This is a genomic window from Lysobacter sp. CA196 (assembly GCF_052078695.1).
Lineage (GTDB): Bacteria > Pseudomonadota > Gammaproteobacteria > Xanthomonadales > Xanthomonadaceae > Lysobacter.
In genome coordinates, this window is sequence record NZ_JBQJIN010000019.1 from 39,898 (window position 1) to 59,969 (window position 20,072).

The 20,072-nt window shown below is 66.5% G+C and carries 14 protein-coding genes; 11 read left to right on the forward strand and 3 right to left on the reverse strand.

Features of this window, described 5'->3' with window-relative positions; translation table 11 throughout:
• Positions 1–283 precede the first annotated feature (283 nt).
• The 9 genes from glnA (at position 284) to ACTOWK_RS16325 (ending at position 13,439) form a co-directional block, all read left to right on the forward strand.
• On the forward strand, positions 284–1,693 hold the full coding sequence (gene glnA / locus ACTOWK_RS16285) for a type I glutamate--ammonia ligase (RefSeq protein ID WP_441331163.1): 1,410 nt from the start codon (positions 284–286) through the stop codon (positions 1,691–1,693).
• Between the two features lie 689 nt (positions 1,694–2,382).
• On the forward strand, positions 2,383–3,198 hold the full coding sequence (locus ACTOWK_RS16290; protein ID WP_441331164.1) for a TorF family putative porin: 816 nt from the start codon (positions 2,383–2,385) through the stop codon (positions 3,196–3,198).
• A 46-nt stretch (positions 3,199–3,244) separates the two neighbouring features.
• Positions 3,245–3,583 (forward strand): P-II family nitrogen regulator, encoded by a 339-nt coding sequence (locus ACTOWK_RS16295; RefSeq protein ID WP_031373127.1) that lies wholly within the window; start codon positions 3,245–3,247, stop codon positions 3,581–3,583.
• A gap of 20 nt (positions 3,584–3,603) precedes the next feature.
• Entirely contained in the window at positions 3,604–4,977 is a 1,374-nt protein-coding gene (locus ACTOWK_RS16300; RefSeq protein ID WP_441331165.1) for an ammonium transporter, read from the forward strand.
• 172 nt (positions 4,978–5,149) lie between these two features.
• Positions 5,150–6,001 carry a helix-turn-helix transcriptional regulator gene (locus tag ACTOWK_RS16305; RefSeq protein ID WP_441331166.1) on the forward strand — a complete coding sequence of 284 codons (852 nt, stop codon included), beginning with the start codon at positions 5,150–5,152 and terminating at the stop codon, positions 5,999–6,001.
• 23 nt (positions 6,002–6,024) lie between these two features.
• Positions 6,025–6,384, forward strand: a complete 360-nt coding sequence (locus ACTOWK_RS16310) for a VOC family protein (RefSeq protein ID WP_441331167.1) — start codon at positions 6,025–6,027, stop codon at positions 6,382–6,384.
• A 555-nt stretch (positions 6,385–6,939) separates the two neighbouring features.
• The gene (locus ACTOWK_RS16315) at positions 6,940–8,322 is read left to right on the forward strand and encodes a S8 family serine peptidase (protein ID WP_441331168.1); all 1,383 of its coding nucleotides are present in this window, start codon (positions 6,940–6,942) and stop codon (positions 8,320–8,322) included.
• Between the two features lie 478 nt (positions 8,323–8,800).
• The gene (locus ACTOWK_RS16320; RefSeq protein ID WP_441331169.1) at positions 8,801–11,479 is read left to right on the forward strand and encodes a TonB-dependent receptor; all 2,679 of its coding nucleotides are present in this window, start codon (positions 8,801–8,803) and stop codon (positions 11,477–11,479) included.
• Positions 11,480–11,876: 397 nt separating this feature from the next.
• Positions 11,877–13,439, forward strand: coding sequence for a sodium/sugar symporter (locus ACTOWK_RS16325; protein WP_441331170.1), 1,563 nt, complete (start codon positions 11,877–11,879; stop codon positions 13,437–13,439).
• A 71-nt stretch (positions 13,440–13,510) separates the two neighbouring features.
• On the opposite strand, the gene ACTOWK_RS16330 is transcribed toward ACTOWK_RS16325, so the two are convergent.
• Positions 13,511–14,536 carry a LacI family DNA-binding transcriptional regulator gene (locus ACTOWK_RS16330; RefSeq protein WP_441331171.1) on the reverse strand — a complete coding sequence of 342 codons (1,026 nt, stop codon included), beginning with the start codon at positions 14,534–14,536 and terminating at the stop codon, positions 13,511–13,513.
• Positions 14,537–14,670: 134 nt separating this feature from the next.
• Between ACTOWK_RS16330 and ACTOWK_RS16335 the strand changes: the two genes are divergently transcribed.
• Positions 14,671–17,274, forward strand: coding sequence for a glycoside hydrolase family 3 N-terminal domain-containing protein (locus tag ACTOWK_RS16335; RefSeq protein ID WP_441331172.1), 2,604 nt, complete (start codon positions 14,671–14,673; stop codon positions 17,272–17,274).
• 167 nt (positions 17,275–17,441) lie between these two features.
• Positions 17,442–18,011 (forward strand): response regulator transcription factor, encoded by a 570-nt coding sequence (locus tag ACTOWK_RS16340; RefSeq protein ID WP_441331211.1) that lies wholly within the window; start codon positions 17,442–17,444, stop codon positions 18,009–18,011.
• A 1,025-nt stretch (positions 18,012–19,036) separates the two neighbouring features.
• On the opposite strand, the gene ACTOWK_RS16345 is transcribed toward ACTOWK_RS16340, so the two are convergent.
• Both ACTOWK_RS16345 and ACTOWK_RS16350 read right to left on the reverse strand, forming a co-directional pair.
• Positions 19,037–19,492 (reverse strand): copper chaperone PCu(A)C, encoded by a 456-nt coding sequence (locus ACTOWK_RS16345; RefSeq protein ID WP_441331173.1) that lies wholly within the window; start codon positions 19,490–19,492, stop codon positions 19,037–19,039.
• Between the two features lie 7 nt (positions 19,493–19,499).
• On the reverse strand, positions 19,500–20,039 hold the full coding sequence (locus ACTOWK_RS16350) for an SCO family protein (protein WP_441331174.1): 540 nt from the start codon (positions 20,037–20,039) through the stop codon (positions 19,500–19,502).
• Between the last annotated feature and the right edge of the window lie 33 nt (positions 20,040–20,072).

Sequence of the window (20,072 nt, forward strand, 5' to 3'; positions counted from 1 at the left end):
GGGTCTTGAGTCGGGGGCGGAAAGGAGCGCCGGCGACGCGATCGGGGGTTCGCGGCGGCGCGCCAGAATAACGGAAAGCGTGTTGCACTAACTTGGTGCGACTGCTCGGTTTCGTGCCTTTATATGGTGCGTCCAGACGGCGGCGGAGCGGCGATTATCATTTATTTCAGTAACTTAGCGATAGATAAAAGTTGGCACGACGCTTGCTTCCCTGTAAGGCAGGCGGCTCCAATGCCCTCGCGTTGCACGACTCTTACCCTGACTCCCCATTCCCGGAACGAACATGTCTCTCGAACAGGTCGAAAAGCTCATCAAGGATCACAAGGTCGAATTCGTCGACCTGCGTTTCACCGACATGCGTGGCGTGCAGCATCACGTGACCTTCCCGAAGTCCATCGTCGAGCCCTCGCTGTTCGAAGACGGCAAGATGTTCGACGGTTCCTCGATCAGCGGCTGGAAGGGCATCAACGAGTCGGACATGATCCTGCTGCCGGATCCCTCGACCGCGTTCCTGGACCCGTTCACCGCCGACCCGACCGTCGTGCTGACCTGCGACATCCTCGACCCGGCGACCATGCAGGCGTATTCGCGCGACCCGCGCGGCGTCGCCAAGCGCGCCGAGGCTTACCTGAAGTCCAGCGGCGTCGCCGACCAGGCCTTCTTCGGTCCGGAACCCGAATTCTTCATCTTCGACTCGGTCCGTTACGCCAATGAGATGGGCCACACCTTCTTCCACATCGATTCGGAAGAAGCCGCCTGGAACTCGGGCAAGGAATACGAAGGCGGCAACAGCGGTTACCGTCCGGGCGTGAAGGGCGGTTACTTCCCGGTCGCCCCGCTCGACTCGCTGCACGACATCCGCGCCGAGATGTGCAAGACCCTCGAGCAGGTCGGCATCGAAGTCGAAGTGCACCACCACGAAGTCGCCAACGCCGGTCAGTGCGAGATCGGCACCAAGTTCAACTCGCTGGTCGCCAAGGCCGACGAGCTGTTGACGATGAAGTACATCATCAAGAACGTCGCCCACCGCAACGGCAAGACCGCGACCTTCATGCCCAAGCCGATCGTCGGCGACAACGGCAGCGGCATGCACGTGCACCAGTCCTTCGCCAAGGGCGGCGTCAACCTGTTCAGCGGCGATGGCTACGGCGGCCTGTCGCAGATGGCGCTGTGGTACATCGGCGGCGTGTTCAAGCACGCGCGCGCGATCAACGCCTTCACCAACTCGGGCACCAACAGCTACAAGCGCCTGGTGCCGGGCTACGAAGCGCCGGTGATGCTGGCCTATTCGGCCCGCAACCGTTCGGCCAGCTGCCGCATTCCCTACGTCGCCAACCCGAAGGCGCGCCGCATCGAGATGCGCTTCCCCGACCCGATCCAGTCGGGCTACCTGACCTTCGCCGCGCTGATGATGGCCGGCCTGGACGGCATCAAGAACCAGATCGACCCGGGCGCGCCGAGCGACAAGGACCTCTACGACCTGCCGCCGGAAGAGGAGAAGGGCATCCCGACCGTGTGCCACTCGCTCGACCAGGCGCTCGAAGCGCTCGACAAGGACCGCGACTTCCTCAAGGCCGGCGGCGTGTTCACCGACGACTTCATCGACAGCTACATCACGCTGAAGATGCAGGAAGTGACCAAGTTCCGCGCCGCGACTCATCCGCTCGAATACCAGATGTACTACGCCGTCTAAGGAGATTGCCGCAGATGTATATCGGATCTTCGGATCGGCGGATGTCCGGCCCGGTCCTTGTGGACCGGGCGCTCACCGGGCCGGAATGCGCTTCAACGCATTCCGGAAAGCTCCCGGCTCGCCCATTCGAATACCAGATGTACTACGCCGTCTAATCGCCATGAACGCATCCATCCTCGTGCCAGCCAAGCGTTATCCCGATCGCCCGCGCCGCTACGATGCGGCGCGGCGGGATGCGACGCGGCGGCGCGCGGAGGCGATGCGCGACATGCGGTAAACCAGCACACGGCCCGGGGCTAACGCTCCGGGCCGTGTCGCTTTCAGGGAAGACGAACCCACCCGGGCGACGCCACTCGCCCTCATCCGTCCGATATCGGCCTGCGGCCGACGTCGCGGGAGCGGCTTGCCGCAACCAACGCAGGACACAAACAGCAAAGCGCACGACGACCGAAATCTTCGACCACGGCATCGCCATCAGCGCGACGAGTACGCAGCCATCGAGCCGCGACCGATCGGCCGGCGCCGCCACGGACACGACCGACCACAGGAGGACAGCCATTCGACGTAGGCGCGGACCGCAGAGTCCGACCGCACGTCCCTCCGGCTCATCGCGATGCACGCGTCGACGCGGCCGGAACGCAACGAAGCAATGACCGGGGAGGGGCCACCGCTTATGAGGAGCCTGCGTCATGTCGTTACATCGCAAAACCGAACACGCCGGCGCCACCGGCAAGACCGTGCGGGCCAAAACCGCGCGAGCCAGGGCCGCGCTCGCCACCGCGCTCGCGTTCGCCACACTCGCGGCCGCGTCCGCGCACGCCGGAACCTCGGGCTCGGTGAGCCTGACCAGCGACTACCTGTTTCGTGGGGTGTCGCAGAACAACCAGAACCCCGCCTTGCAGGGCGGCATCGAGTACGCGCACGACAGTGGTTTCTACCTCGGCGCCTGGGGCAGCAACGTCAGCTGGCTGTCGGACACCGTCGTGATCGGCGACGACATCTCCAACAGCCTCGAACTCGACGGCTACGTGGGCTACCGCGGCAAGGCCGGCGAGCTGTTCTCCTACGACGTCGGCGTGCTGACCTATTACTACCCCGGCGATTACCCGAGCGGCTTCAACAGCCCCGACACCACCGAGATCTACCTAGGCGGCACCTTGGCGCCGTCGGAGACGGTCTCGGTCGGACTCAAGTACTCCTATGCCGTGACCGACCTGTTCGGCTATGCCGATTCCGACGGCAGCGGCTACCTCGACGCCAACCTCAACTGGACCTTCCAGCCGAGCTGGACGCTCAACGTCCACGGCGGCAAGCAGTGGATCGAGCACAACAAGGACTTCGAGTACGCCGACTGGAAAGTGGGCGTGACCAAGAGCTTCGACAACGGCTTCTCGGTCGCCGCCGCCTACAGCGACACCGATGCCGAACAGGCCTTGTACACCAACGCCCACGACAACTTCCTGGCCGACGACGCCTTCACCCTGACCGTGACCAAGGCGTTCTGAGCACGCCCGGCGCACGACTGCACACGAACCACCACGGAGCTGCGAGATGAAACTGATCATTGCCATCATCCGCCCGTTCAAGCTCGACGAGGTGCGCGAGGCGCTGACGGAAGTCGGCGTGTCGGGCATCACCGTCACCGAAGTCAAAGGCTTCGGACGCCAGAAGGGCCACACCGAGCTGTACCGCGGCGCCGAGTACGTCGTCGATTTCCTGCCCAAGCTCAAGATCGAGTGCGCGGTCCCCGACAGCCTGCTCGACGCGGCCTTGGAGTCGATCCAGAACGCCGCACGCACCGGCAAGGTCGGCGACGGAAAAATCATCGTCCTGCCGGTCGAGAACACGGTGCGCATCCGCACCGGCGAACTCGACGACGACGCCCTGTGACCCTCCACGCGAGAAACGAAATGAAACACACGATGATCGAATCCCGCTCGCGCGAGCGGAACGCAGGCGCGCTGGCCCTGGCCGCCGCACCGGTGCTGGCGCTGTTGTCGGCCGGCGCCGCGCAGGCGCAGGAGGCCGCCGCCGCGGCGGCACCGGTGGTCGACAAGGGCGACGTCGCCTGGATGCTGACCTCGACCCTGCTGGTGCTGCTGATGACCGTGCCGGGCCTGGCCCTGTTCTACGGCGGCCTGGTGCGCTCCAAGAACGTCCTGTCGGTGCTGATGCAGGTGCTGGCGGTGTTCTCGCTGATCGTATTGCTGTGGGTGACCTACGGTTACTCGCTGGCCTTCGGCGGCGGCAACGCCTTCATCGGCACCTTCGACAAACTGTTCCTCAATGGCGTCGACAAGGCCTCGCTCGCGGCCACCTTCACCGCCGGCGTGTCCTTGCCGGAGTACGTCTTCATCGCCTTCCAGTCGACCTTCGCCGGCATCACCGGCGCGCTGATCGTCGGCGCCTTCGCCGAGCGCATCAAGTTCTCGGCGGTGCTGCTGTTCTCGGCGATCTGGTTCACCTTCGCCTACCTGCCGATCGCGCACATGGTCTGGTACGGCCCCGACGGTTATCTGTTCGCCAAGGGCGCGATCGACTTCGCCGGCGGCACGGTGGTGCATATCAACGCCGGTATCGCCGGCCTGGTCGGCGCCTACTTCGTCGGCAAGCGCGTAGGTTACGGACGCGAGGCGATCAAGCCGCACAACGTCACCTTCACCATGATCGGCGCATCGCTGCTGTGGGTGGGCTGGTTCGGCTTCAACGCCGGCTCCAACCTCGAAGCCACCGCCGGCGCGGCGCTGGCCTTCCTCAACACCTTGCTGGCGACGGCCGCGGCCGCCTTGGCCTGGAGCCTGGTGGAGAAGGTGATCAAGGGCAAACCGTCGATGCTCGGCGGCGCTTCCGGCGTGGTCGCCGGCCTGGTCGCGATCACTCCGGCCTGCGGCACGGTCGGCCCGTTCGGCGCGATCGCGATCGGCGCGATCGCCGGCGCGGTCTGCGTGTGGGGCGTGCACGGCCTCAAGCGCCTGTTGCGCGCCGACGACGCACTCGACGTGTTCGGCGTGCATGGCCTGGGCGGCATCATCGGCGCCTTGTTGACCGGTGTGTTCAGTTCGCCCGCGCTCGGTGGCTTCGGCCTCGGCGCCGGCAACGAGACCATCGCCCAGCAGGTCGGCGTGCAGGCGCTGAGCGTCGGCATCACCGTGGTCTGGTCGGGCGTGGTCTCGGTGATCGCCTTCGCGATCGTCAAGTTCGCGGTCGGACTGCGCGTGCCGGAGGAGTCCGAGCGCGAAGGCCTGGACATCACCACCCACGGCGAGTCGGCTTACGAGAGTTGAGTTCGTAGCACGTCGGCGGCTGCAGCACTCGCGGTAAAGCCCCTCTCCCGCTTGCGGGAGAGGGGTTGGGGTGAGGGGTGAACAGCTCGTCCAATCGGAAGAGTTTCACCGCAGCCCGAAAAGCGTTCCACGGCCATTGCCTCCGCTGCCCTGCAGGCCTAGCATCGGCCGCATGCACATCACCCCGCTCAGCGAAGGCGCATCGCTCGCCGCGGTCGATTACCGCTGCGGGGCCGGTCCACGGGATGCGCCCTTCGTCGAGCGCCATCGCAGCCATTGCATCTCCTACGTGCGCCGCGGCAGCTTCGGTTATCGCGTGCGCGGCGAGGCCTACGAACTGGTTGCCGGCAGTCTGTTGATCGGCCACACCGACGATGAGTTCCTGTGCACCCACGAGCATCACGGCTGCGGCGACGAATGCCTGTCGTTTCATCTGTCGCCGGCGTTCGTCGACGAACTCGGTGCGGACAGCGCCTTGTGGCGCGCCGGCGGCGTGCCGCCCTTGCCGGAACTGATGGTCTTGGGCGAACTCGCCCAGGCCGCGGCCGAGGGCCGCAGCGATCTCGGCGTCGACGAAGTCGGCTTGCTGCTGGCACGGCGTTGCATCGACACCGTCGATGGCGCCACCGGCAGGCGGTTGCGGCCGCGCGCCGCGGACCGCCGCCGTGCGGTGGAAGCGGCGATGTGGCTGGACGCGAATGCGCATCGTGCGGTCGGTCTCGACGACGGCGCGCGCATCGCCGGGGTCAGCGCCTTCCATTTCCTGCGCCTGTTCGCCGCCGCGCTCGGCGTCACCCCGCATCAATACCTGCTGCGCGCCCGCCTGCGCCGTGCCGCCTCGCTGCTGGCCGACCCGCAGCGGGCGATCACCGACGTCGCCTACGACAGCGGTTTCGCCGACCTGTCCAATTTCAGCCGCAGCTTCCACCGCGCCGCCGGCGTCTCGCCGCGCCGTTTCCGCCAGGCCGCGCGCGGCGACCGCAATATTTTCCAAGAACGCATCGGCCGCGGCGCGGCAAGCTGACCTCCCTTCGAGGAGGTTCCGTCATGTACGACCACATCGGTTTGAAGGTGCGCGATCTCGCCGCCAGCGTAAAGTTCTACCGTGCCGCACTGAAGCCGCTCGGCCACGTCGTCGGCTCCAGCGACGACAGCGGCGCCGGGCTCGGCCCGAAAGACGCGCCGGCGCTATGGCTGTATCCCGATGCCGGTGCGCGCGGCGGCGCCCACGTCGCCTTCCGCGCCGAAAGCCGCGCTGCCGTCGACGGCTTCCATCGCGAAGGCGTCAAGGCCGGCGGCCGCGACAACGGCGATGCCGGCTTGCGCGAGGATTACGGCACCGGCTATTACGCCGCCTTCCTGCTCGATCCCGACGGCCACAACGTCGAAGCCGTCTATATGGAGTAAGTGGGAAGCCGGACCGACGAGGCAGGACGCATCGCTCGTATTCGGTGTTTTCGGCATCGCAGCGACTAAGCCGCCGCACCCGAGTGCCGCGGCGACCTCGCTGCGATCGCCGTGCGTGCATCCTCATGAAGCAGACAGCGAATCATCAGCGATGCAGCGGCCGCGACGCGTTGCCGTGCCACTCTCGGTTGCGATTTTCCGATGACGAAAAAACCGCCAGGCGACGTCTTCACGCGTTCCGTCGCAGTTCCGGCGAGTGTGCACGTATGGCTTCAACACGCGCGATTCGCTTCGCCATTCAGCCAACACGCGAGGCTTGCAGGCGAATCCCGTATCCATCCCGCGGGTTCACGAACGCGCTGTGATGCAGATGCGTTTGCGCCTTGCGTGCGCGGCATGAGCGCCTAGGCTGCCTAGCGCGGACATAGCGCTGTGTCCGCTCCACGTCCGGACGCGCTCGCGCAAGGCAGCAGTCCTCGAACAGTCGATCGCGAGAGAGAACCAGGACGGTTCCGCCGCATTGTGCGGCTTACGAAACCTCACGGGAGTTTCGCAATGTCTCAGCCATCAAAGTCCACGCTCCGTCGGCATGCGCTGGCGGTCGCCAGCGTATCCATCCTCCTCACCGCGCCGGCGTTCGCCGCCGACCGCGTCAACCTCAGCAGCCTCGATCCCGACCGGCCGGTCGCCGGCTTCGTCGTCGCCTACAAGTCGGGCACGCCGAAAGCCCTGTATTTGCAGCGCGAACTCAGCGCCGCGGTCGGTACGCTCGGCCATAGAGGCTTGACCATCAAGCACGCCGGCCCGGTCTCGACCGGCGCCGAACTGATCGAAGTCAGTCGTCCGCTCGACGTGGTCGAGGCGACCACGCTGATGCAGCAAATCGCCGCCAACCCCGATGTCGCCTACGTCGAGCCCAACTCGATCTTCCAGCCGATCCTGACCCCGAACGACCCCGGCTATCCCTCGCAGTACGGCCTGCACGGCGCCGCCGGCGGCATCCGCGCCAACACCGCCTGGGACAACGGTTATCAGGGCCAGGGCAAGATCATCGCGGTGATCGACACCGGCATCACCGCGCACCCCGATCTCGCCGCCAACCTGACCTCGCCGACCGGTTACGACTTCATCACCAACGTCACCACCGCCAACGACGGCAATGCCCGCGACAGCAATCCCGCCGACCCGGGCGACTGGTGCGGCACCAATCCGTCGAGCTGGCACGGCACCCACGTCACCGGCATCGCCGCGGCGGTCACCAACAACCAGACCGGCGTGGCCGGCACGGCGTTCGGCTCCAAGGTGCTGACCGCGCGCGCGCTCGGCAAATGCGGCGGCACCCTGGTCGACATCGCCGACGCGATCACCTGGGCCTCGGGCGGCAGCGTCGCCGGCGTGCCTGCGGTCGGCACCAACAAGGCCGTGGTCATCAACCTCAGCCTCGGCGGCAGCGGTACCTGCAGCTCGACCTTCCAGACCGCGATCAACGGCGCGGTGCAACGCGGCGTGACCGTGGTGGTGGCGGCCGGCAACAGCAACGCCAACGCGGCCAATTTCCAGCCGGCGAGCTGTCTCAACGTGATCACGGTCGGCGCCAACACCTCGGCCGGCGGTAAGGCCAGCTTCTCCAACTGGGGCACCACCAACGTGGTCGACGTGGCGGCGCCGGGCGTCGGCATCCTGTCCACGCTCAACACCGGCACGACCACGCCGGGCGCGCCCAGCTACGCGAACTACAACGGCACCTCGATGGCGGCGCCGTTCGTGGCCGGCGTGGTCGCGCTGATGCAGTCCAAGCCGGCGCCGGACGAAGTACCGGCGGTGATCGAACGCCTGATCAAGGCCACCGCGCGTCCGTTCCCGATCCCGCCTGTGCCGCCGCAGCTGATCGGCACCGGCATCGTCGATGCCGACGCGGCGACCGACGCGATGCCGTAAGCGCAGCTCTCGTTCGCAAGGCAGAACCAGGAACCCCGGCTGCGGCCGGGGTTCTTCGTTGGCGCGCCGCGCGAGCGCCGCGGCGACGCGCGCGCACGCGTGATGCATTGCGCAAACTCGTGCGCATGAAGCGGCGAGCAATGTGCCGCGGGTTTTATCGGCGCGATCGCTCGCGCCCTCGACTTTGGTCGCAGACGCACGCCTGCGCCGCGCCCGTTGAAAACGCTTACGCGCCGGTGAATACGCGCTGCGCGTGATCCGCATCACGCTCCCTCGGGACAGTCGTCCTGGCTTCGCCGCGGCGAGCGGCGGCGCGACGCAACCATGCTGCGTTGCCGCATCCTGTCCGTAAGTTGACAGCGCTGTCATAGCCGCGCTACAAGCTTTGCGCACTGCCGCCGGCCTGTCGGACCGGCGCGCGCTTACACCACAGACAACACGATCGGCTCGCAGCCGGCCCCGGGGAGGGGATGTCCTGATGAACGTGCCTATGCACCAGCGTGTCCGCGGTTCGACCTTGAGTCTTGCGATCTTCGCCGCGCTGCTGACCGGCCATGCCGCCGCTCAGGACGCCGCCCCGGCATCCGCCGACGCGCAGCCGTCGTCGAGCAAGGCGGCCACCGATCTGGATTCGGTGATCGTCACCGTCGAGCGCCGCGAACAAAGCCTGCAGAAGTACGCCGGCACCGCGCAGGCGCTGTCGCAGGACGATCTGCGCGGGCTCGGCATCAACAACGAACTGCGCCAGATGCAGGTCGCCGTGCCCGGCCTGAGCATCGCCAACCAGGAAGGCGCGACCGAAGTCTTCATCCGCGGCGTGGGCTCGTCCAACAACACCGAACTCGGCGACCCCGGCGCCGCGCCGCATGTCAACGGCGCCTACATCCCACGCCCGCGCGGCCTCGGCGGCATGTTCTACGACCTCGAACGCGTCGAGATCAACAAGGGCCCGCAAGGCACCTTGCGCGGCCGCAACGCGCTGGCCGGCACCCTCAACATCGTCACCAAAAAACCCGAGCTCGGCGGCCGCTTCAGCGGCTACGTGCAGGGCGAGGTCGGCAACCGCGATCAGAAAGGCTACGAGACCGCGCTGAACTTCCCGCTCGGCGAGTACGCCGCGCTGCGCTTCGCCGGCTACCACATCGAGAAGGAGGCCGGGTTCGAGAACGTCGGCGCGTGGCGGCACATCCAGCCGGCCGGCATCCAGGACGACAGCGCCGGGCGCTTGTCGTTCCTGTACGAACCCGACGACAAGCTGTCGGTGTTCGCGATGCTCGACGTCGGCCGCGAACTCGGCACCGGCTATCCGGGCGCGAACCTGTTCCGCGCCGCCCAGGAAGGCTTCGGGGCCGACGACATCGAGCTGCGCGACATCGTCTATCGCGGCGTGCAGGGCAAGGTCGACAATAAGCTGTGGGGTTTCCAGGGCACGGTGCGCTACGACTTCGGCCCGGTGAACCTGGAGTACAACGGCAGCTATCGCGACGTCGATTATTTCCAGATCAACTCCGCGTCCGACGGCAACACCTGGCCCGGGCGCGATCTGCGCGAGCGCCCGGCCGGCCAGCCGGCGAGCTGGGGCGGGATCGACTACGACAACTTCGGCACCAACTACCTGCAGGCGCGTTCGCAGTCGCAGACCCACGAGCTGCGCCTGTCGTCGGCCGACGACGCGCGCTTCCGCTGGACCACCGGCGGCTTTTACTTCCACGAGAAGCAACAGGTCGGCTTCTTCGCCCTCGCCGACAAGGGCGCGTTCTACTCGGGCACCGAGTTCACCATGCCCGACGTCGACGGCAAGTCCTGGGCGGCGTTCGGCGACGGCACCTTCGACGTCAACGATCGTCTGCGGGTCAAGGGCGGCGTGCGCTACACCGACGAGCGCAAGTCGCGCGACGGCATCGGCGGCAACTGGACCATCGGCCTGGGCGGCGACGGCGGCGTGTTCCAGACCCGCCTCGGCACCGAAGGCTTCAAGCCGACCCTGCTCGATCGTCCTTCGTTCGACGTCACCGGTCTGACCAGCAATGCCGACCTTGCGCGGTTCCTGCTGCAGGGCGTGCTCCGGGCCGGTGCGCGCGACACCATGCAGCAGCAGCTGGCCGGCATCGTCGACGGCAGCCGCCCCAACGGCACCTGCGTCGACCGCCCCGACACCGGCGGCAACACCGTCGACTGCCCGGCCAACGGCCAGCACAGCTTCCTGGTGCTCGGGGTGCCGTCGGCGCAGCACGGCGCCAGCGCCTTCGACTTCGTCGACTGGCGTCTGGGCTTCGAGTACGACCTCAGCGACCGCAACCTGCTGTACGCGACCGTCTCGACCGGCCACAAGGCCGGCGGCTTCAACGACAGCTTCGACGTCAACGTGATCCCGGAGACCTACAAGCCCGAGAAGCTGACCGCATTCGAGATAGGCTCGAAGAATTCGTTCGAGTTTCTCGGCCGCACCTCGACCTTCAACGTCAGCGGCTTCTATTACGACTACGACGACCAGGTCTTCCAGGACCTCAGCGTGATCGCCTTCAACCCCGACGGCGAGGCCACCGGTTTCGCCCTGGTCAACCGCAACGTCGGCAAGTCCGAGCTGTACGGCATCGAGGCCGAGAGCCGCCTGCGCTTCGGCGGCGGCTTCACCCTCGACCTCAATGCGCTGTACCTGCAGACCGAGATCAAGGAAGGCATGGTCGCCGACGTGCGCAGCCAGGACTTCGGCAACGGCGGCATCACTTCGCAGATCGATCTGTCCGGCAACGAGCTGCCGTTGTCGTCCAAGTACACCGTCAACGCGCGCCTGCAGCAGGCGATCGAATTTTCGCGCGGCACCTTCGACTGGCAGGTGCTGGCCGCGTACCGCTCCTCGTTTTTCTTGACCCAGTACAACGACCGCGACGTGATCTTCCTGCGCGACACCGCCGGCACTGTCGATCGCATCGAGGACTCGGCGACCGCGGGCTTCCCCGACGAGCAGAAGGGCTTCACCCAGATCAACGCCGGCGCCGGCTTCACCACGCTCGACGGCGCCTGGCGTTTCGAAGTCTGGGGCAGCAACCTGACCAACAAAGACGTGTCGCAGAAGGCCCTGGTCGGTTCCGGCGTCAACGTGCGCTTCCTCAACGATGCGCGCAGCTACGGCGTACGGGTGCGCTGGAACTTCTGATGGCGGTCGGTCCATGTTCCAAGCCCCTCGCTCCGTGCCGCACGAAACCCCACGTCGTGCGGGCGGGGCGGGGGATATTTGCGGAGCATGCAAACGAAGACGCTGCGGTTCTGACCTCATCTCTCATCGGTCGTTCCCGCCTTCGCGGGAATGACGCCCGTCGGGTTTCGCGGGCGGACTTTGGCTCAGGCCGGCTTGGAGAGATCGATGCGGCGGACGTATCCGGCTTTGTAGTGGGGCGGGCGCCAGCGCCATCCTCCCCCCGCCAAGCCGCCTCCCCGACACGCGCCATCGTCACTGCAATCGAATTCATGCACGAACAGCGGCCGCGGCCGTGGCCGCGCCGTGCGGTAGCGCGTAGAACGGCAAAGACACCGCCCCGGACAGACAGGAACGCATGAAACTTTCCTTGCTCGATACCCTTATCGTCCTGGTCTACCTGGCCGGCGTGTTCGCTCTCGCGCAATGGGTCTCGCGCGAGAAAGCCGGGCACGAAAAAACCGCGAAGGATTACTTCCTCGCCAGCAAGGCGCTGCCGTGGTGGGCGATCGGCGCTTCGCTGATCGCCGCCAATATTTCCGCCGAACAGATCATCGGCATGTCCGGTTCCGGCTACGCGCTGGGCCTGGCGATCGCGTCCTACGAATGGATGGCCGCCGCGACCTTGCTCGTGGTCGGCAAGTTCTTCCTGCCGATCTTCCTGCGCAACGGCATCTACACCATGCCGCAGTTCCTCGAGGAGCGTTACGGCAACCGCATCCGCACCCTGATGGCGGTGTTCTGGCTCGGCCTGTACGTGTTCGTCAACCTGACCTCGATCCTGTGGCTGGGTTCGCTGGCGATCGTGCAGGTGACCGGCATGGACCAGATGCTGGCCTTGAGCCTGCTCGGTGGCTTCGCCCTGGCCTATCAACTGTACGGCGGGCTCAAGGCGGTCGCGCTGACCGACATCGTGCAGGTGTCGTTGCTGGTGCTCGGCGGTTTGGTGGTCGCCGGACTGACCCTGAGCAAGATCGGCGACGGCGCCGGCATCGTCGCCGGCTTCAAGACGCTGTGGGCGACGCATCCGGAGCACTTCAAGATGATCCTGCCGCCCGACAGCCCCTTCTACAAAGATCTGCCCGGCATCGGCGTGCTGGTCGGCGGCCTGTGGGTCGCGCACGTCAGCTACTGGGGTTTCAACCAGTACATCATCCAGCGCGCCCTGGCCGCCAAGGACCTGCGCGAGGCGCAGAAGGGCATCGTGTTCGCGGCGATCCTCAAGCTGGTGCTGCCGATCATCGTGGTGCTGCCGGGCATCGCCGCGGTGATGCTGGCGCCGGGTCTGGAGCGCAACGACGACGCCTATCCGGCGATGATGGCGTTGTTGCCGACCGGCGCGCTGGGCCTGGTGTTCGCGGCCCTGATCGCGGCGATCGTGGCCTCGTTGGCGTCGAAGATCAATTCGGTCGCGACCATCTTCACTCTCGACTTCTACGCCAAGCATCGCCCCGACGCATCGGAGCGCAAACTGGTGCGGATCGGCCGCATCACCGCGGCCGTGTCGATCGTGATCGGCATCATGACCGCGCAGCCGCTGCTCGGCAGCTTCGACCAGGGCTTCCAGTACATCCAGGAATACACCGGCTTCTTCACCCCGGGCATCGTGGTGATCTTCGTGCTAGGCCTGTTCTGGAAACGCGCCAACGAAGCCGGCGCGCTCGCCGCGGCGGTGGGCTCGGTGGCGCTGTCGATCGTGCTCAAGCAAGCCTGGCCGGAGCTGCCCTTCGTCAACCGCGTCGGCGTGGTGTTCGTGCTGGCGGCGATCCTGGCGGTCGCGGTGTCCTTGCTGACGCCGTCGGGCGCCGGCCGCGACCGCATCCACACCGACGGCGTGAGCTATGCCACCGCGTCTTCGTTCAACATCGCTGCGATCGCCGTGCTGGCGATCCTGGTCGCGCTGTACGCGCTGTTCTGGTGAGCGCGTGCGCGCGAGGCCCGTGGGCGCCGCGCGCCGCGCCTGTCGACCCGGCGCACTGCCTGCGCGCCGGCTCAGCGCCGGCGCGTGCGGCCCTTGCCGATCGGCCCGGTCGACTGGCGCAACTGCAGCTCGTAGCCGGCGGTGATCATCTGGCCACCGTCGGGCGCCTTGATGCGCTTGAACAGCTCGTGGGTCGCCAGGCGCCCCATCTCGCGGGTCGGTTGGCGCACCGTGGTCAGCGGCGGATAGATCTGGCGCGCGATCGGCGTGTCGTCGAAGCCGCACACCGAGACATCGCCGGGAATCGACAGGCCCATCTCGCTGGCGGTGCGGATCGTGCCCGCAGCCATGTCGTCGTTGGCCGCGAAGATCGCGGTCGGCCGGTCGGTCATCAACAACAGGCGCTGGGCGCAGATCGCGCCGGTGTCGTAGTGGAAGTCGCCGTCGATCACCAGTTCGGGATCGTAGGCGATGCCGGCCGCGGCGAGCCCGTCGCGGTAACCGTTCAAGCGCCACTGGCTGGCGCCGTGTTCGGGATGGCCCTTGATGTGGGCGATGCGGCGATGACCCAGCGAGACCAGATGGGCCATCATCTCGCGCACCGCGCGTTCCTCGTCGAGGACCACGCCGATGCGGCCGCCGCGCAACTTCGGCGAAATATTGGCGTAGGGAATGCCGAGCTGGCCCAGGCGCTTCATCAGGCCCGGGTGGTCGGTCAACGGCGGCGTCAGCACCAGACCGTCGGCGCGCGAGTGCTGGATGATCTCGTCGACGTGGGCGAGAAACTTGCGTTCGCCGTAGGTCACCGGCGCCAGCATCAGGTTGTAGTGATGGGCGATGCAGGCATCGAGCATGCCGGCCTGCACTTCCATCAGATAGTTGCTCGACGGGTTGTCGTAGAGCAGTGCGACCAGGAACGAACGCTGGCCGGCCAGGCTGCGTGCGGAAGGATTGGGGCGGTACTGCAACTTGCGCGCAGCGGCTTCGACGCGCTTGCGCGTCTCCTCGCTGACGTTCGGTTCCTGGTTGAGTACGCGCGAGACGGTCTTCATCGACACGCCCGCCGCTTCCGCTACATCTTCGATGCGTACTCGCATGACCGGTCTTTTCCCTTGCCGCGTGTTCTGCGCATTTTGCCAGAATGCGCGCCGAATACTCATCTATTGCGTGCGACGACGACGAACGGACTCGCAGAACACGCCCTATCGTATCGCCCCAACAGGAGTGAACCATGAATGCATCGACGAGCGAACGCGTTCGCGCCACGGTTCCATCGATCCAAGTGTGCCGATCGCGGCGGCGCTGGCGGCTGTGCGCGCTCGCCCTGGCCTTGCTGCCGGCCCTGGCCGCCGCGGCCGCTGGCGACGGGGCCGATCGCGCGGCGACGATCGATCCGGCCCAGTGGCCGGCGCTCAAGACGCCTTTGCCGCGCGACGAGGCGCTGGAACGGCGCATCGTCGAGCTGATGGCGAAGATGAGCATCGAAGAAAAGGTCGGCCAGATCGTCCAGGCCGACATCAACAGCGCCACGCCCGAGGATGTGCGCAAATACCACCTGGGCTCGGTATTGGCCGGCGGCAACTCCGAACCTGGCGGCATTTCCGAGCCCGGTGGGCGCTACGACGCGCCGCCGCAGGAGTGGCTCGACATCGCCGACCGCTTTTATGCGGCCTCGATGGACGCCCGCGACGGCAAGGTCGCGATCCCGATCCTGTTCGGCATCGACGCCGTGCACGGCCACAATAATCTGGTCGGCGCGACCCTGTTCCCGCACAACATCGGCCTGGGCGCGACCCGCAACCCCGAGCTGATCCGGCGCATCGGCGAGGCCACCGCGGCCGAAGTGCGCGCGACCGGCATGGAGTGGACTTTCGCGCCGACCCTGACGGTGCCGCGCGACGATCGCTGGGGCCGTACCTACGAAGGCTACTCGGAAGATCCGCGGGTAGTCGCCAGCTATGCCGCGGCGGCGATCGAAGGCCTGCAGGGCAAGCTCGGCAGCAGGCAATTCCTCGACGGCGCGCACGTGATCGCCACCGCCAAGCATTTCCTCGCCGACGGCGGCACTTTCGAGGGCCGCGACCAGGGCGATGCGCGCATCGGCGAGGCGGAACTGCGCGACGTGCACGGCGCCGGTTATCCGCCAGCGCTGGACGCCGGCGCACAGACGGTGATGGCCTCGTTCTCGAGTTGGCAGGGCCGGAAGATGCACGGCAACCGCGAGTTGCTGACCCAGGTGTTGAAGCAGCGCATGGGTTTCGACGGCTTCGTGGTCGGCGACTGGAACGCGCACGGGCAGTTGACCGGTTGCAGCAACGACAATTGCGCGGCGGCGTTCAATGCCGGCGTCGACATGTTGATGGCGCCCGACAGTTGGCGCGGCTACTACGACAACGCACTCAAGCAAGTGCGCAGCGGCGAGATCGCGATGGCGCGGCTCGACGATGCGGTGGCGCGCATCCTGCGGGTCAAACTGCGTCTGGGCCTGTTCGAAGCCGGCGCGCCGTCCAAGCGCCCGCTCGGCGGCAAGTTCGAATTGCTCGGCAGCCCCAAGCATCGCGCGGTCGCGCGCCAGGCGGTGCGCGAGTCGCTGGTGCTGCTCAAGAACCGGGGCGGCCTGCTGCCGTTGCGGCCGCAACAGCGCATCCTGGTGGTCGGCGACGGTGCCGACGACATCGCCAAGCAATCCGGCGGCTGGACCTTGAACTGGCAGGGCACCGGCTTGAAACCGGCCGATTTCCCGAACGCGCAATCGATCTGGTCGGGTCTGCGCGAACGCATCCAGGCCGCGGGGGGGCAGGTCGAACTCGCCGTCGACGGCCAGTACAAGAACAAGCCCGACGTCGCCATCGTCGTCTATGGCGAGGACCCTTACGCCGAATTCCAGGGCGACCTGCGCACGCTTGCGTTCCGGCCGACCCGCAATCGCGAACTCGAGCTGATCCAGCGTTTGAAGTCGCAGGGCATCGCCGTGGTCAGCGTGCTGCTGTCGGGCCGGCCGCTGTGGGTCAATCGCGAGATCAACGCCTCCGATGCCTTCGTCGCTGCGTGGTTGCCGGGTTCGGAAGGCGGCGGCATCGCCGACGTGCTGTTGCGCGACGCCAATGGCGGCATCGTCCACGACTTCAAAGGCAAGCTGCCTTATTCGTGGCCGAAGACCGCGGTGCAGGTGGCCAACGTCGGCGATGCGGACTACGCGCCGCAGTTCGCTTTCGGCTACGGCCTCAGCTATGCCCAAGGCGGTGAGGTTGCGGCCCTGCCGGAAGACCCGGGCACGGCCGATCTCGACCAGCGTTCGATGCAGTTCCTCGGCCGCGGCGCCTTGCCGCGGGCCTGGCGTTTGCGCGTCGGCTCGCAAGGCAAACACAGCGAGGCGAGCAAGCCGCCGTTGGCGACGGCCGATCGTGCGCTCGCGATCACCGCGGTCGACCATCAAGCGCAGGAAGACGCCTGGCGCCTGCAATGGAACGGCGATGCGAAAGTGGAATGGGTCGCCGACACGCCGGTCGAACTGGTGCGCGAGACCAACGGCGACGTGCAGTTGTTGATCGATCTCAAGGTCGATGCGGTCGGCGCCGGCGAGACCAACCTGATCGCCGCCTGCGGCCCCAAGTGCGAGTCCAGGGTCCCGTTCGGCGACACCTTGCGCAGCCTGCCGCGCGGCCAGTGGCTGCGCGTCGGTGTGCCCTTGAAGTGCGTGCGGGCCGGCGGCGCCGACATGGCCAAGCTCGAGGTGCCGTTCGGCCTGCAGGCCTCGGCCGGCACCACGATCACCCTGCACGAGGTGGCCTACGGCACCGACGCCGACCGGGTCGCGGACTGCAAGCGCCAGTGAGCCGCCCGGTTGCAATCGTGGGTACTCGCTTCATCGCTTGAGCCCCTCTTCCGTTCACGGGAGAGGGGCTGGGGTGAGGGCGCACCACGCCCTGGACACTTTGTCCTGTGGCAGTTTGCCGCAGGACCGCCGCGCGGCCATCGACTAGGATGCCGCGCATGAACGCAATGAGCAGTGCACGCCCGCTTCTCAGTGGCCTGATCGTCGACGACGACGCGGCCTATGCCGCGACCCTGCAGCGCAGCCTGGGCCGCCGCGGCGTCGAAACCCGCACCGCGGCAAGCATCGCCGAGACCCTGGCACTGGCCTTGCGGCAGGTGCCGGCGTTCGCCCTGATCGACCTCAAGCTGGGTCATGAATCCGGGCTGCAACTGATCCGGCCGCTGCGCGAACTGCGCGCCGACATGCGCATCGTGCTGGTGACCGGCTACGCCAGCGTCGCTACCGCGGTCGATGCGATCAAGCGCGGCGCCGACGACTATCTGCCCAAGCCGGCGAGCATCTCCAACATCCTCGCCGTGCTCGGCCTGGAGTCGCACGACACGCCCCTGGTGTTGCCTGCGCCGGAGACGATGATGCCGCTGCGGCGGATGGAGTGGGAACACATCCAGCAGGCTCTCAACGACACCGGCGGCAACATCTCCGCCACCGCCCGCCTGCTCGGGATGCACCGCCGCTCTTTGCAGCGCAAGCTCGGCAAACGTCCGGGGCCGGAGCGTGGCTTGATCGGGTTTTGAATCTGGGGCGGCTCGCGTCGCAAGGGGTAGGAGCGGCGCGAGCCGCGACATCGTTGCGACGGTCTCGCGGCGTGTCGCTCAATTAAGATCAAGATCAAACGATAAAAGCTTCCGCCACTAAAGCGGCGGGTTACTTTCTTTTGTCTAAAGCAACAAAAGAAAGGTAACTGCACTCTCAAGGTACAAGTGCATCACCCAAGCGGATCAAAGGCTTAAACCTCCTTCCTGGTAAACCGGCCTTGATTCAGAGTAAGTCTTTGATCAGTCGAGAATTTCTGATTTGCCGTCCGCCTAGGAAAAAGCGGGTCATCAGATGAAGAGTGATGCACTTGGTCCTGGTCAGTGCAAACCAAAGAAAAATGCTTTGTTTTGAATCACAGGCCCGCACGAGCGGTGCATCCGCGGGGATTTTTCATACGGGACATCCCTGTCCCGATGAAAAACGGCGCGCATCCCTGCGCGCCGCCCTCCGGGTCTTCGTTTGCCTTCGCTAGTGCAAAGCTACGCACAGCAACAGCAACGGCAATAATCATTGCTGTTGCTGTGAATAGCTCGGCGCAGTTCCGAATTTGCGATGCAACCTTAGACCCGGAGGGCGGCGCACAGGACGTGCGCCGTTTTCCGATAAGACAGGGATGTCTTATCGGAAAATTCCGGCGCGCGCTACGTACTCGTAGGGGAGCTCCGTCAAGGAAGGCCTTTTCTTTGGTTAGCTTTCTTTTGGGCCAGCAAAAGAAAGTAACCCGGCCGCGTCAGCGGACGGAAGCTTTGCTCTTGCCGTGGCTTCACCGCTCTGCGGTTAGAAACGCAGCAACGGATCACGACGCGGTCGCGGCTCGCGCCGCTCCTACCTTCGCGACAGCGCGCCGCTTCGATGGACGGTATCGGCGTTCTCGCCTCTGCGCGTTCCGTGGTCGCGGCTCACACCGCTCCTACAGGGGTTACGGTCGGATGCGGCGCGAGATTGAGACCGCGGGGTCGCGGCTTGCGCCGCTCCTACCCTTTGCTGCGCTGCGGCCGGGTCCTCAGGGCGCACCCGCGCCCAAGGCCCGCACTTCGGCCTGTACGGTGTGCTCGCTGCGCCGCCCCGCCGCGTCCTCGAACACCAAGGTCAACGGCACCTGCTCGCCCGCGCCGAGCGGATGCTTCAGTCCGATCAGCATGATGTGGTAACCGCCAGGCGCTAGCGCGACGGTACGGCCGCGCGGCAACGCCACCGACGCGACCTGGCGCATGCGCATCATCTGGCCCTGCATCGCCATTTCGTGCACCTCGGTGGCGGCGGCGACCTCCGAGCGCGCCGCGACCAGGCGCAGGTCGGTGCGCGCGGTGAGGCGCATGAAGGCGCCGGTCGCTTGTTGCTGCGGCACGCTCGCGCGCACCCACGGCGATTCGATCGCGACCGGCGGCGGCTGCGCCACGGCGCTCGCGCTCAGCAGCAGTCCAACGACGAGGGCAGCAAGTAAACGGATCGAAGTCATGGCGTTCTCAGAGAATCTGGCGGAGGTCGTGCACGCAGTCCTGCGCGCTTTGTTCGTGGCGCAGGGCCAGGCGGATCGCGCCGGTCGCGTCGAAAACGTAGCTCAGCGCGGAGTGGTCGATGGTGTAGGACGCGCCGGTGGGCACCTTGGCGTAGACCACGCGGAAGGCCTTGGCGGTCTGCGCGGTGCGCTCGGCATCGCCGTACAGGCCGAGGAAGCTCGGGTCGAAGGCCTGGGTGTAGGCCTCGAGCACCTTCGGCGTATCGCGCTCGGGGTCGACGGTGATGAAGATCACCTGCAGGCGCTCGGCATCGCGGCCGAGCAGTTTGCGGATCTGCACCGCGCGGGTCAGTGCGGTCGGGCAGACGTCGGGGCATTGGGTGAAACCGAAGAACACCATCGCCAGCTTGCCGCGGAAGTCGGCGAGCGAACGTTCGCGGCCCTGCGGGTCGAGCAGGTGGAAGTCCTTGGCGAAATCGCGCCCGCTCAGGTTGATGGCAACTGGCGTTCGAACACGATCCACCTCGTCGAAACCGAAGGCGGACATTGCAGCATCGCCGCGGTGCCGGCGGATGTGGTC

Excerpts from the sequence above, each read along its gene's own strand:
- glnA (WP_441331163.1), top strand. The coding sequence starts at position 284 with ATGTCTCTCGAACAGGTCGAAAAGCTCATCAAGGATCACAAGGTCGAA.
- ACTOWK_RS16290 (WP_441331164.1), top strand. The coding sequence starts at position 2,383 with ATGTCGTTACATCGCAAAACCGAACACGCCGGCGCCACCGGCAAGACC.
- ACTOWK_RS16295 (WP_031373127.1), top strand. The coding sequence starts at position 3,245 with ATGAAACTGATCATTGCCATCATCCGCCCGTTCAAGCTCGACGAGGTG.
- ACTOWK_RS16300 (WP_441331165.1), top strand. The coding sequence starts at position 3,604 with ATGAAACACACGATGATCGAATCCCGCTCGCGCGAGCGGAACGCAGGC.
- ACTOWK_RS16305 (WP_441331166.1), top strand. The coding sequence starts at position 5,150 with ATGCACATCACCCCGCTCAGCGAAGGCGCATCGCTCGCCGCGGTCGAT.
- ACTOWK_RS16310 (WP_441331167.1), top strand. The coding sequence starts at position 6,025 with ATGTACGACCACATCGGTTTGAAGGTGCGCGATCTCGCCGCCAGCGTA.
- ACTOWK_RS16315 (WP_441331168.1), top strand. The coding sequence starts at position 6,940 with ATGTCTCAGCCATCAAAGTCCACGCTCCGTCGGCATGCGCTGGCGGTC.
- ACTOWK_RS16320 (WP_441331169.1), top strand. The coding sequence starts at position 8,801 with ATGAACGTGCCTATGCACCAGCGTGTCCGCGGTTCGACCTTGAGTCTT.
- ACTOWK_RS16325 (WP_441331170.1), top strand. The coding sequence starts at position 11,877 with ATGAAACTTTCCTTGCTCGATACCCTTATCGTCCTGGTCTACCTGGCC.
- ACTOWK_RS16330 (WP_441331171.1), bottom strand. The coding sequence starts at position 14,536 with ATGCGAGTACGCATCGAAGATGTAGCGGAAGCGGCGGGCGTGTCGATG.
- ACTOWK_RS16335 (WP_441331172.1), top strand. The coding sequence starts at position 14,671 with ATGAATGCATCGACGAGCGAACGCGTTCGCGCCACGGTTCCATCGATC.
- ACTOWK_RS16340 (WP_441331211.1), top strand. The coding sequence starts at position 17,442 with ATGAGCAGTGCACGCCCGCTTCTCAGTGGCCTGATCGTCGACGACGAC.
- ACTOWK_RS16345 (WP_441331173.1), bottom strand. The coding sequence starts at position 19,492 with ATGACTTCGATCCGTTTACTTGCTGCCCTCGTCGTTGGACTGCTGCTG.
- ACTOWK_RS16350 (WP_441331174.1), bottom strand. The coding sequence starts at position 20,039 with ATGTCCGCCTTCGGTTTCGACGAGGTGGATCGTGTTCGAACGCCAGTT.